Annotated in this window: 11 protein-coding genes; 4 read left to right on the top strand and 7 right to left on the bottom strand. The window is 46.8% G+C overall.

The window, feature by feature from the left end; translation table 11 throughout:
• The first annotated feature begins 325 nt into the window (after window positions 1-325).
• On the top strand, window positions 326-1,252 hold the full coding sequence (gene ctaA / locus HAP68_RS07190) for a heme A synthase CtaA (protein WP_003154488.1): 927 nt from the start codon (window positions 326-328) through the stop codon (window positions 1,250-1,252).
• Between the two features lie 96 nt (window positions 1,253-1,348).
• Here ctaA and pyc read toward each other — a convergent pair whose 3' ends face one another.
• The 4 genes from pyc to glsA form a co-directional block, all read right to left on the bottom strand.
• Complete coding sequence (pyc, locus tag HAP68_RS07185; protein WP_003154490.1) at window positions 1,349-4,795, bottom strand: pyruvate carboxylase; 3,447 nt, start codon at window positions 4,793-4,795, stop codon at window positions 1,349-1,351.
• Window positions 4,796-4,870: 75 nt separating this feature from the next.
• Window positions 4,871-6,082 carry an FtsW/RodA/SpoVE family cell cycle protein gene (locus tag HAP68_RS07180; protein ID WP_003154492.1) on the bottom strand — a complete coding sequence of 404 codons (1,212 nt, stop codon included), beginning with the start codon at window positions 6,080-6,082 and terminating at the stop codon, window positions 4,871-4,873.
• A 204-nt stretch (window positions 6,083-6,286) separates the two neighbouring features.
• Window positions 6,287-6,568: an Fpa/YlaN family protein gene (locus HAP68_RS07175; RefSeq protein ID WP_003154494.1), complete on the bottom strand. Its 282-nt coding sequence runs from the start codon at window positions 6,566-6,568 to the stop codon at window positions 6,287-6,289.
• A gap of 107 nt (window positions 6,569-6,675) precedes the next feature.
• Window positions 6,676-7,605, bottom strand: a complete 930-nt coding sequence (gene glsA / locus HAP68_RS07170; protein WP_003154495.1) for a glutaminase A — start codon at window positions 7,603-7,605, stop codon at window positions 6,676-6,678.
• A 103-nt stretch (window positions 7,606-7,708) separates the two neighbouring features.
• On the opposite strand from glsA, the gene HAP68_RS07165 reads away from it, so the two are divergent.
• Entirely contained in the window at window positions 7,709-8,185 is a 477-nt protein-coding gene (locus HAP68_RS07165) for a hypothetical protein (protein ID WP_003154496.1), read from the top strand.
• Here the strand turns inward: HAP68_RS07165 and HAP68_RS07160 are convergent.
• Window positions 8,180-9,508, bottom strand: coding sequence for a PhoH family protein (locus tag HAP68_RS07160; protein WP_003154497.1), 1,329 nt, complete (start codon window positions 9,506-9,508; stop codon window positions 8,180-8,182). The two genes, HAP68_RS07165 and HAP68_RS07160, sit on opposite strands and share 6 nt — an antisense overlap.
• A gap of 154 nt (window positions 9,509-9,662) precedes the next feature.
• On the opposite strand from HAP68_RS07160, the gene HAP68_RS07155 reads away from it, so the two are divergent.
• Entirely contained in the window at window positions 9,663-10,286 is a 624-nt protein-coding gene (locus HAP68_RS07155; protein ID WP_003154498.1) for a YhcN/YlaJ family sporulation lipoprotein, read from the top strand.
• Window positions 10,287-10,387: 101 nt separating this feature from the next.
• Window positions 10,388-10,597, top strand: a complete 210-nt coding sequence (locus tag HAP68_RS07150; RefSeq protein ID WP_003154499.1) for a YlaI family protein — start codon at window positions 10,388-10,390, stop codon at window positions 10,595-10,597.
• A gap of 41 nt (window positions 10,598-10,638) precedes the next feature.
• Here HAP68_RS07150 and HAP68_RS07145 read toward each other — a convergent pair whose 3' ends face one another.
• Both HAP68_RS07145 and typA read right to left on the bottom strand, forming a co-directional pair.
• Window positions 10,639-10,959: a YlaH-like family protein gene (locus HAP68_RS07145; protein ID WP_014304952.1), complete on the bottom strand. Its 321-nt coding sequence runs from the start codon at window positions 10,957-10,959 to the stop codon at window positions 10,639-10,641.
• Window positions 10,960-11,015: 56 nt separating this feature from the next.
• A complete protein-coding gene (typA, locus tag HAP68_RS07140; protein WP_003154502.1) occupies window positions 11,016-12,854 on the bottom strand; it encodes a translational GTPase TypA in 1,839 nt (612 codons plus the stop codon).
• Window positions 12,855-12,863: the final 9 nt, after the last annotated feature.

Raw genomic sequence — 12,863 nt, 5'->3', positions numbered from 1 at the left:
AAACCTAAAGCAGGTTTTTTAAGACCTGCAACTCTATCATACAAGATAATGACCTGTAAAAAAACATCCTCTTAAATATTAAACGAGAAACAGGAATTTATTTGTGAACTTTTTATGAATTTTACCAAATCCGCCGGCTTCATAATAAAGCGGTTACTTTATTTCTATCAGACCCATCTGGAATAATCAACCCCATTATCTAAGAAGTCCTGATTCTATTATATTTTTGTGAACAAACAGAATTGAGAATTGCCACAAAACACATATTCGCTTACACTTGGTACGTATATCATTTTGTCCAGTTTGTTAAGAAGGTGAATGTAAAATGAATAAAGCTTTGAAAGCGCTCGGCGTGCTGACGACGTTCGTTATGCTCGTCGTGCTGATCGGCGGCGCTCTTGTCACAAAAACAGGATCGGGTCTCGGATGCGGAAGGCAGTGGCCGCTTTGCCACGGCCGGTTTTTCCCGGAGCTTAACGCCGCTTCTATCATTGAATGGAGCCACAGACTCGCAAGCGGTGTCTCAATCGTTCTCGTGCTGAGTCTCGCTTTTTGGGCATGGAGAAAAGTCACGCCTGTTTTCCGTGAAACAACCTTTCTCGCCATTATGTCCATTATCTTTTTATTTTTACAGGCGCTTCTCGGCGCATTAGCGGTTGTTTTCGGATCAAATGCGCTCGTTATGGCGCTTCATTTCGGTATATCGCTGATTTCTTTCGCTTCTGTTCTGATTTTGACGCTGCTCATATTTGAAGCTGATAAATCAGACAAAAAGCTCGTCAAGCCGCTCAGAATCGGCAGGAAAATGCAGTTTCATATGATCGGCCTTTCGATTTACACGTATATCGTCGTTTATACGGGGGCTTACGTCCGCCATACGAAATCAAGCCTTGCCTGTCCTGACGTTCCGCTTTGCAGCAGGCTGAACCACGGACTTCCGTCCCAATTTCAGGAGTGGGTGCAGATGGGCCACAGAACGGCAGCGCTGCTTCTGTTCGTATGGATTCTTGTCGCTTTTGCGCATGCGGTGCGCTCCTACAAAGACCAAAAACAGATTCTTGGGGGCTGGATAGCGGCTCTTGCCTTTGTTGTATTACAGGCGCTCTCCGGAATCATGGTTGTTTATTCAGAAATGGCCACCGGCTTTGCACTTGCCCATTCGCTCTTTATTGCCGGCCTGTTCGGCGTCTTATGCTATTTCTTATTATTAATCGCCCGCTTCCGCTATGAATCAAAACAGCGGAACATCTGAGGCACACGAAAAGGCCGAAGCATCAGAGCTTCGGCCTTTTCACATATAAAAAACCTGATCGCACACGGGGCGGATCAGGTTTTTTATGTTCATTTTTTACGCTTTTTCAATTTCGATCAGTAAATCGCCTGTCTGAATCGGTTCACCGTTTTTCACATGAATCTGCTGTATTGTCCCGGAGAACGGTGCCTGTACCGTCGTCTCCATTTTCATCGCTTCATTAATCATCAGATGATCGCCTTTATTTACCTTTGCCCCGGTTTCCGTTAACAATTTAATGACCGTTCCCGGCATGGATGCCGCAATGTGGCTTGGGTTTGTCCGATCTGCTTTTAATTTTTCCTGTACGGACGATTTAATGCTTTCATCTTTAATGACCACCTCGCGCGGCTGGCCGTTCAATTCGAAATAAACGACACGTGTCGCATCTGGCTGCGGTTCACCGATAGATACAAGCTTCACGATCAGCGTTTTTCCGCGCTCGATTTCCACTTCGATTTCTTCACCGAGTGTCATGCCGTAGAAGAAAGTCGGTGTGTCCAATACGGAAATATCACCGAAGCGTTCAGCCGTTTTAACATATTCAGTAAATACTTTCGGATAAAGAGCATACGCGATTGCGTCCTGATCACTCAATTCCATCTGATGCGTTTCTTTCCATTCTTCTTTAATGCCTTCAAAAGATACCGGTTCAAGCAGCTCACCCGGTCTTACCGTGATCGGCGTCTGTCCTTTCAGAACGAGCTTTTGCAGTTTTTCCGGAAATCCGCCGTGCGGCTGACCGATCTGCCCTTTAAAGAGCTCAACGACTGAATCCGGAAAATCAAGCGTTTCGCCTTTATCATAAACATCTTGTTCTGTTAAATTGTTTTGCACCATGTAAAGCGCCATATCTCCGACGACTTTGGAGGAAGGTGTTACTTTCACGACGTCGCCGAACATGCGGTTGACGACGCTGTACATGTCTTTCACCTCATTCCAGCGATCGCCCAGACCGACTCCTTTTGCCTGCTGCTGCAGATTGCTGTACTGCCCGCCCGGCATTTCATGATTATAAATCTCAGTATGCGGAGACTTCATCCCGCTTTCAAATTCACTGTAATACTGACGGACGGATTCCCAATATTGTGACAGTCTTTCCACCTGCCGGACATCCATTTCAGGACGGCGGCTGTTTCCTTCAAGCGCATGATAAAATCCGCTTGCGCTCGGCTGTGAAGTCAGACCCGCCATTGAGCTGACGGCGACATCCACGATGTCCACACCCGCTTCAACAGCTTTGGCATAGAGAAAGACGCCATTGCCGCTCGTATCATGCGTATGAAGATGAACGGGAATATCAATCGTTTCCTTCAGCGCTGAGACAAGTTCATATGCGGCTTGAGGTTTCAAAAGACCGGCCATGTCTTTAATGCCGAGAATGTGCGCACCAGACGCCTCAAGCTCTTTCGCCATAGAAAGATAATATTGCAAATCATATTTCGTCCGGGTCTTATCAAGAATATCTCCCGTGTAACAAATCGCAGCCTCCGCCACTTTTCCGGTTTCACGGACGGCATCGATGGCCAGCGTCATCCCTTTTACCCAGTTCAGGCTGTCAAAGATCCGGAATACGTCGATACCGGACTCCGCTGACTGCCGGACAAATTTTTGAATGACATTGTCGGGATAGTTTGTATAACCGACGGCATTTGATGAACGAAGGAGCATCTGGAACAATGTGTTCGGCACTTCCTTACGGAGATCTTCAAGGCGTTTCCAAGGGTCTTCTTTTAAGAAACGGTACGCTACATCAAATGTCGCGCCTCCCCACATTTCAAGGCTGAACAGTTCAGGCCACAGGGCAGCCGTAGGATTCGCGATTTTTTTCAAATCATTGGACCTGATCCGTGTTGCGAGCAGGGACTGATGGGCATCCCTGAACGTTGTATCGGTCAGGAGCACGGATTTTTGCTCTTTCACCCAGTCTGCAAGTCCCTCGGCGCCTCTTTCATCAAGGATCTGTTTCGTACCGCTTGCCGGCTTTTCCCCGATATCTAACGTAACGGTCTGAGGCTTATCAAATGCAGGTTTTTCTTTTTTCCCGATTCCCGGAAAACCGTTCACCGTGACATTGCCGATATAGGAAAGCATTTTTGTTCCGCGGTCCTTCTGTTTTGGGAAAACAAACAGCTCAGGCGTTGTGTCGATAAACGATGTGTCGTATTGGCCCGTCAGGAATTTTTCATGCTTTGCCACGTTTTCAAGAAACGGAATATTGGTCTTAATGCCCCTGATCCTGAATTCCTGCAGGTTGCGGACCATTTTCGCTGATGCCTGTTCAAACGTCAGCGCCCATGTCGACAGCTTGACGAGCAGTGAATCATAATAAGGCGTGATGACGGCGCCCTGGAAGCTGTTTCCCGTATCAAGGCGGACGCCGAAACCGCCGCCTGAGCGGTAAGCCATAATTTTACCCGTGTCAGGCATAAAGTCATTCAGCGGATCTTCAGTGGTCACACGTGATTGTATCGCATACCCGTTTGTAAAAATGTCTTTCTGCTCTGGGATATTGACGGCGCGGCTGTGCAGTCCGTGGCCCTGCGCGACGAGAATCTGCGTCTGAACGATATCAACCCCCGTTATCATTTCCGTAATCGTATGCTCCACTTGTACGCGCGGGTTCACTTCAATAAAGTAAAATTCACCGCCCGCTACGAGAAATTCCACGGTCCCCGCGTTGATATAGCCGACATTTTTCGCAAGCGCCACAGCCGCTTCACAGATTTCGTCCCTTAATTCAGGCTGCAAAGATACACTCGGCGCCACTTCAATGACCTTTTGATGGCGTCTCTGAACGGAACAGTCCCGCTCATACAGATGGACGACATTGCCTTCTTTATCTCCGATCACCTGAACTTCAATATGCTTAGGATTTTCGATCAGTTTTTCAACATACACTTCATCATTTCCGAATGCGGCTTTCGCTTCTGATTTGGCCCGCTCAAACGATTCTTTCAATTCGCTTTCGCTTCGGACGATTCTCATGCCGCGGCCTCCGCCTCCGAGCGATGCTTTAATAATAAACGGAAATCCGTGGACTTTTGCGAATTGTTCGACATCTTTTAATGTTTCAGCCGGTCCGTCACTCCCCGGAATAACGGGGATACCGGCTTTTTCCGCCTGCTCCCTCGCCTTTACCTTATCTCCGAACATATCCAAATGCGCTGACGTCGGTCCGATGAATACGATGTCCTCTTCTTCACAGCGTCTCGCAAATTGGATATTTTCAGAGAGAAATCCGTAGCCCGGATGAATGGCATCAACGCCGTTTCTTTTTGCGATCTCAATAATCCCTTCAATATCAAGATACGCGTCAATCGGTTTTTTGCCTTCGCCCACAAGATAAGCTTCATCCGCTTTATAGCGATGATAGGAGCCCGAATCTTCTTTTGAATAAACGGCTACCGTTCTGATGTTCAATTCTGTGCACGCCCGGAAAATCCGGATCGCAATTTCTCCCCTGTTTGCTACTAACACTTTTTGGATGGATTGTTGTGACAAACTTTTCTCCCCCTTGGCCTAATAAATATGTAGTTTATAATAAAGGAATATCCGCCCTGTGTATACACTTGTTTTTTAGAGATACACAGATTTTTCCGTCTGCCGTCTTTTTACCCCTTTAGACGGAACGGGCTCCCTCTTTTTCTTCTTTTCTGAGTACTTGACATGCATGCTGACATTCACCAATATACCGGCGCTCGTCAATAACAAAAACATTGATGATCCCCCGTAGCTGATAAACGGCAGCGGAACACCTGTGATCGGAATTAAACCGCTGACACCGCCGAGATTGATAAAGGTCTGAATCGCAATCATGCTGGATATCCCGATTGCCAAAAGGCTTCCGAACGGATCTTCACATTTTCTCGCAATATAAAAACCTTTTAACACCACAAAAGCCAGCAGCACAATGACAAACAGGACGCCGAAAATGCCGAGCTCCTCTGAAATAACCGCCATAATAAAGTCTGTATGCGATTCAGGCAGATAACCGTATTTTTGAATGCTTTCTCCAAGACCGAGACCGAAAAAACCGCCTGAGCCGATCGCATAATACGAATTTATAATCTGCAGACCTGATGTGCTGGCGTATTTAAATGGATTTTCAAGGCTTTCAAACCGGCTCATACGCCCGGGTGTCAAAATATCGTCCCATTTCAGATAAATGATCGGGCTGACAAGGAGTAATACGATTCCCGCCATGAGAACCAGCCTGAGCAGGGTCCTTCCGCTGAATCCCGAACACATAATGACGCAAAACGCGATCAGACCGATAATCATCGCCGTTCCGAAGTCGGGCTGAATAGCGATAAGCGCACAAATGACTACGGTGACGATCACCGGCGGCGCAACCCCCGTCAAAAGCTGATCGATGTAGCTTTGTTTCTTTGCGTACACCGCGGCAAGATACAGTATCAGGGTCAGCTTGACAAATTCCCCCGGCTGAATGGCCATTCCGCCGATTTTAAACCAGCTTTGCGCATTTCCGGCAACATGTCCGAAAACAAACAGCGCGCAAAGCGCAGCCACTGACGCAAGCAGTATGATTTTCTGAATCTTTTGATGGGCGAACACTTTGTACGGAAAAACGGCCGCGATAATAAACAGCACAAACCCCGCGATGACGGCGAACAGCTGCCGTTTAAAGAAATAGTCGCTGCTCACGCCGTAACGCATAACGGCGGTAATCATGCTTGAGCTGTATACCATTACCAATCCGAAACTGCACAGCAGAATGATAGCGCATATCAATGAATAATCGTAAGATTTTAACATTCTTTTAAACATAACATCCTCTTTCCTGCTTAAAGCTTACGTTTAATACCTATTGCGTATTATATTTTACTATAATTCATAAACAATTTACGCAGTTTCTTTATAGTTTTTCGGATGAAATGCAGATTAAGAGACCGTCTTACGAAAAGAAGATGCAAAAAAACGGTTTACGGTTATAAAAAAACCCAAACCGTTGAATAGTTTGAGTTTGATCATTTATTTTCCTGTAAACGCGTCATGCAAAGCAGACAGTTCTCTTTCAAGTCTGTCCAGCAGCTCTTTGCCGTCGTTTTCGTCAACTAATCCCAGGCGGACAGCAAAATCGATTTCCCTCGACAGTCCGAACATCTGAGTATCCAAGACCTCTTCATACAGAGGACATTGAGGCATCGTTAAGTTATCCATTTGTACTCGGATCAGCTTCAAAATCTTCTCAGCATCTAACTTCAACAGCTCGAATGCTTTCTGCTGATGGTCAACTATAATCTCTGAAGCCAAAAGTATCCCTCCGTTCCCCAGGCGAGTACCTAATTCTTCTATTTATCATAAAGGGTATCAGATGAAATTGCAAGAGGATTTAAGCAGATGTTATGATAAAAAATGTTTCAAAAAATACTCAGCCTGTATTTCTCAGACATGATTTCCAAAAGCTTCACACCCGCGATGCTGTTGCCTTTTTCATCAAGCGCCGGGCCGAATATACCGATTCCGAAGTTGTACGGCGAAATGCCCATGATTCCTCCCGAAACGCCGCTTTTAGCGGGAATGCCGACCTTGATTGCGAATTCCCCGCTCGCATTGTACATGCCGCATGTCACCATAAACGTCTTGCAGATTCTCGCCACATCTTTTTTAATGACCTGCTCCCCGGTTTCCGGATGCTTGCCGTCAAGGGCGAATACACAGCCGATTTTGGCTAAATCCAGACTGCTCATCTTAATCGCGCACTGTTTTGTATACAAATCCATGACCTCTTCAACATCGCCTTTAAAAATGTCATACTGCTTCATGTAATAACACATGGCCCGATTAATCATGGAAGATTTGAATTCCGATTCCGCGACATGTCTGCAATATGTAATGTCCTGATTGTTCGCAAGTCTTCTGATGAATCCGAGCAGGTAATCCAGGCGGTCTTTCGGCGAATGCCCTTTAATTAAACCCGTAACGATGAGAGCTCCCGCATTAATCATCGGATTTAAAGGCTTGCCCGGATTCACTGTTTCAAGCTTAATCATGGAGTTAAACGGGTCGCCGGTCGGCTCCTGACCCACGCAGCTGAACACCTTTTCCTTTCCGTAATCCATCAGTACGAGCGCCAGAGAAAGCACTTTCGAAATGCTCTGCAGCGTAAATGTCCGGTCGGCGTCTCCTGCCGTCAGACATGTATTTTCCGCATGATAAATCGTGACCGAAAGGCTGTCTTGTTCAGATTCAGCCAGAGCCGGAATATAGTCTGCTACTTTGCCTTCTTCGGTTCTTTTTTTCGCTTCCTGAACTAATGCGTCCAGCTCTTGGTAATGCCGGCATACCATGTCGATCATCCTCACTTCGCTGCCGTTGTATACATCTAATTTGCAACGCAAAGTGACAATTCATGCGAAAACTTTTATACTTTAAGTAAAGGGGGGCTTCAACATGAGCGTTATTCAAGTAAAAGGCAATGTTACATACCCGATTACAATTGATCCGAGTGTCTGGATTTTCGATGACCGCAAATTTCCGTTTGAAAACAATCAGCCTGTTCATCCGGACGGCTCTGCAGAAACCCAGGAGCATACGCTTGATCCTGAACGGGTGATCAGAGAAGGGCGCATTTCGCCGCCGACTTTAAAAAGTGAAAAACGTTATGAAAAAGAAAGACTGATGAACGGCAGCTTCGCCATGAAGCTCGGCGCTGTTTTAGCAAATGCCGAGCCGAAAGAAAGCGCTGTCCTGTGCGCATTTATTTCAAAATCAGAAAGAACCGAAGTGCCGCTTGAAAAGGCGATGGACGCAATCGCGCATTTCAGCGATGCGGGGAAACCGCTTCAAGACGGCGGTCCGGTCCATTTTTACGTGGACGGAGACTTTGAAAAACCGATAACGGGCGTCACAGAAATCGAAGTTTTATAACAAATCGGCGGCAAGCTGTGCAAGGCCGGATCTCTCACCTTTCACAAGCTTCACGCTGCCGGAGACGGTTTGTCCTTTAAACCGCTCTACAACATAAGCAAGTCCGTTGTTTAAACTGTCTAAGTATGGGTGATCTATTTGCTCCGGATCGCCCATCAGGACAATTTTGCTGCCCTCTCCCACCCTTGTCAAAAGCGTTTTGACCTCATGCCTCGTCAGATTCTGAGCCTCATCAATAATAATAAACTGATCCGGAATGCTTCTTCCCCGAATGTATGTCAGCGCCTCCACCTGAATCGATCCGATTCCTGCCAAAATCGCTTCAAGTTCACCCGGCTTTTTCGCATTGAATAAAAATTCAAGATTATCAAAGATCGGCTGCATCCACGGCTTGAGCTTTTCCTCCTTTTCGCCCGGCAAATATCCGATATCCTTTCCCACCGGGACGATGGGACGCGCGACGATCAGCTTTTTATAAATACCGAGATCCTCCGTCTGCAGAAGCCCTGCCGCGAGAGCAAGCAAGGTTTTTCCCGTTCCCGCTTTTCCGATCAGGGTGACAAGCGGGATATCTTCCCTCAGCAGGAGTTCGAGCGCCATTGTCTGCTGGACGTTCTTCGGCCTGATCCCCCATACGTGCTCATCATCGAAAACGAGTCTTTTTACGGTCTCTCCTTTCTTATCCGCCATGCCGACCGCAGACGAAGATCCTCCTAATTCATCTTTCATCAGCACAAATTGATTCGGATAAACCTGATGCTGCTGAAGCTCCTTGACTGGAATTTGTTTGTTTTTATAAAACGAGGCAAACCGCTCTTTATTCATAAATATATCTTTGTACCCGCTATATATTTCATCATGATCAACGACTCTGTCGTTTAAAAAATCCTCCGCCAAAAGCCCGATGGCATCCGCCTTTACCCTGACAAGCACATCTTTGCTGACCAGGATGACGAGGCGGCCGTTTTCTTTCGTTTCCTCCTCAAGGCTTAAATTTTTTGCCACCGCCAAAATGCGGTTATCATTCGTTTTTTCGATAAATATTTCTTGGAGCTGATGAAATGACCGGTGGTTCAGTTCAATTCTGAGCGTTCCTCCGCTTTCAAGCGGAACTTTCTCGTGCAGCCTTCCTTTCTCCCTGAGCCCGTCTATCAGCTTAGATACGTGCCTCGCATTTCTCCCGACCTCGTCCATATACCGCTTTTTTGAATCGACCTCTTCCAGCACGACGGCGGGGATGACAACTTCGTTTTCTTCAAAGGAAAAAATGGCGTTAGGATCCTGCAAAAGTACATTCGTATCTAACACATAAATTTTACTCAAGTCTCAGCCTCCTGAAATAAGGATCAAAGCCCATCGTGTGCTTCTCTTTCCGCGAAAAACGGGGATGCCTGCTAAAATATATGATTTGGTGAATAAAGATAGAAGGTTAATTCAACAATAAAATAAATGAAAGCATTCAAGGAGGGAATCTGACGTGCGAATTCTTTTCATTATCATACAAGCCTTGTTTATCCTGACCGGCTGCACTGCTGTACAGGACGGCCGCGGCCGCAATATCCAGAACGAATCAACCGATCAGCGTGATGCAAAACCGATTCATGTGAAAAATACGGCTCCTGAGACAGCTGAAAATCCCGGCCGGACAGACATCGCTAAGCATCTCGTCGAGGTAACCGAAAAAATCCCCGGCATTTCAGATGCCACCGCGGTTGTACTCGGAAGATACTCCGTTGTCGGAATCGATGTGGATGACAATTTAGAAAGAAGCAAAGTGGAGAGCATTAAATACACGGTTGCCCAGGCGTTAAAAAACGATCCTTACGGCGCCAATGCCGTTGTCGTGGCTGATCCTGATACGGTTTCCCGTCTGAGAGGCATGGGCAGCGACATTAAAGCCGGCCGCCCCGTTTCAGGCATTTTGGACGAACTTGCCGCCATCGTCGGTCGTGTCATGCCGGAAGTCCCGAATGATGTGACCGACAATGAAAAAGAATCACCGACTCAATCGAATGATGATCAGCTGAACCAAAGAGACCAGAACAAGCTGCAGAACGAACAGAACGATCAATCGGATCATCATATGAAAAACCGCCAGTAAAAAGCAGCGCCCGCTCCAAAAGAAGGGCGCTGCTTTCTTTCCCTTTGGCAGGAGGGGCATCCATGATATAATGCTTGTCATAGTGAAAGAGGTGAAAATCAATGAGAGTAAAATGTTCCATTTGCGACAAAATCGAACAAATTGATGATGAAACACTGACAGCCAAACGCCTCCGCAATCGTCCGATTCATACATATATGTGCCGGGAATGCCATGACCGAATCAAAATCAAAACGGAGGCGCGGCTGAATACCGGACACTTTTCCTTTCATCCTGGACAAAAAGCGAAAAAAGATAAACTGAAAAAATAAACCGAATAAAAAATGACCCGCCGGAAGGCAAGGTCATTTTTTTATTGCGGTTTAGCTGACTGGCTTTTTTTGGACTGGTGCAGACGGATTTTGTAAATGATCAAAATCAAGGCGGCAACAACAAGCCCTTCTCCGACCGGCAGAAACACACCGAAAAAAGTCAGCACGGTGCAGCCGAGCACGAGAAAGAGATAAACTGCCGCAGCCTTCAAAACCGGCAGCCGTTTGGCAAAGCCGAGTTTAAATACAATCACCGAAAGCACGACGATCGTTCCGTATAACAGCCACATTCCCGCCAGCGGATGCTCATCCACTTGGTAAAGAGCCGCAAAGAACGACAGCCGTTCACTTACTTCATTCAAAAAGATCCCCCTCCCCTTTTCCGTTCGGGTTCTACCTTTTCAAATTCTGCAAGTGATTAAGACATTCCTGCTGTTTTTTTCTTTTTCGCCGCTTTTTCACGTTCGTTTTTATTCAGGATTTTCTTTCTTAAACGGATGGATTCCGGCGTTACTTCGCAGTATTCATCCTCGTTTAAGTACTCGAGTGATTCTTCAAGCGACATAATGCGCGCTTTCTTAATCGTAGTCGTTTGATCCTTCGTAGCGGAACGTACGTTTGTCTGCTGTTTCATTTTGCTGACATTGACAACAAGGTCATTGTCACGGTTATGTTCGCCGACAATCATGCCTTCATACACTTCTGTTCCGGGCTCAACGAAGATGACGCCGCGGTCTTCAATACCTTGAATTCCGTAAGATGTCGCTTTTCCGTTTTCCATGGAAACGAGCACACCCTGACGTCGGCCTCCGACTTGGCCTTTTTGCATCGGCTGATAGCTGTCAAACGTGTGGTTCAGGATACCGAAACCGCGTGTCAGTGACAGAAACTCAGTAGAATAGCCGATGAGTCCGCGTGAAGGTACGGTAAAGATCAGGCGGACCTGGCCGTTTCCGTTATTAATCATATCAAGCATTTCGCCTTTTCTCGCACCCATTGATTCCATAACAGAACCGGTATGCTCTTCAGGCACGTCAATCTGCACGCGCTCAACAGGCTCGCAGCTGACGCCGTCAATTTCCTTAATGATAACTTCAGGTTTAGACACTTGAAGCTCATAGCCTTCACGGCGCATGTTTTCAATTAAAATGGACAGGTGAAGCTCACCGCGTCCTGAAACAACCCATGCGTCTGGTGATGCAGTCGGTTCGACACGAAGACTGACGTCAGTTTGAAGCTGCGCGTTCAGACGCTCTTCAATTTTGCGGGCTGTGACATATTTGCCTTCACGGCCTGCAAACGGGCTGTTGTTTACGACAAATGTCATTTGAAGCGTAGGCTCATCAATGCGCAGAACCGGCAGCGGCTCATGGTGGTCAGCCGGACAAACCGTTTCACCGACGTTGATGTCTTCCATGCCCGAAACGGCAACAAGGTCTCCCGCTCTCGCTTCTTCAATTTCCACGCGTTTCAATCCTTGGAAACCGAAGATTTTCGTTACGCGGAATGATTTAACCGTTCCGTCAAGTTTCATCAATGAAACCTGCTGACCCACTTTCATCGTGCCGCGGAAAACGCGTCCGATACCGATACGGCCGACATAATCATTGTAATCAAGCAGCGCCACTTGGAATTGAAGAGGCTCTTCGGCGTTATCTACCGGGGCAGGGACATGTTCAAGAATCGTTTCATACAGTGATTCCATGTTTTCGTCCTGCTTTTTCGGATCCAGACTTGCCGTTCCGTTAATCGCAGAAGCGTAGACGACAGGGAACTCAAGCTGTTCTTCGTTTGCGTCAAGCTCGATGAACAAATCAAGCACTTCATCAATGACTTCTTCCGGGCGGGCGAAATCACGGTCGATTTTGTTTACGACGACAACCGGATTTAAGTTCTGCTCAAGGGCTTTTTTCAGTACGAAACGGGTTTGCGGCATGCAGCCTTCATAAGCGTCAACGACTAACAGAACGCCGTCAACCATTTTCATAATCCGTTCTACCTCTCCGCCGAAGTCGGCGTGTCCCGGAGTGTCCAAAATATTAATGCGTGTATCTTTATAGTTAATCGCAGTATTTTTCGCAAGAATTGTAATACCGCGTTCACGTTCAAGATCGTTTGAATCCATTGCGCGTTCGGCAATATTTTCGTTGGCACGGAATGTTCCGGCTTGGTGAAGCAATTGGTCTACCAAAGTCGTTTTCCCATGGTCAACGTGGGCAATAATCGCGATGTTGCGAAGATCGTTTCGAAGTTTCACATTTTCATC

The organism is Bacillus sp. Bvel1, assembly GCF_014872755.1.
GTDB lineage: Bacteria > Bacillota > Bacilli > Bacillales > Bacillaceae > Bacillus > Bacillus velezensis.
Note: the sequence above shows the minus strand (reverse complement) of the source record. Positions and strands in the feature narration are given on the sequence as shown.

What these genes read in the sequence shown, in the direction of transcription:
- ctaA (WP_003154488.1), top strand. Translation starts at nt 326, where the DNA reads ATGAATAAAGCTTTGAAAGCGCTCGGCGTGCTGACGACGTTCGTTATG.
- HAP68_RS07180 (WP_003154492.1), bottom strand. Translation starts at nt 6,082, where the DNA reads ATGTTTAAAAGAATGTTAAAATCTTACGATTATTCATTGATATGCGCT.
- glsA (WP_003154495.1), bottom strand. Translation starts at nt 7,605, where the DNA reads ATGGTATGCCGGCATTACCAAGAGCTGGACGCATTAGTTCAGGAAGCG.
- HAP68_RS07165 (WP_003154496.1), top strand. Translation starts at nt 7,709, where the DNA reads ATGAGCGTTATTCAAGTAAAAGGCAATGTTACATACCCGATTACAATT.
- HAP68_RS07150 (WP_003154499.1), top strand. Translation starts at nt 10,388, where the DNA reads ATGAGAGTAAAATGTTCCATTTGCGACAAAATCGAACAAATTGATGAT.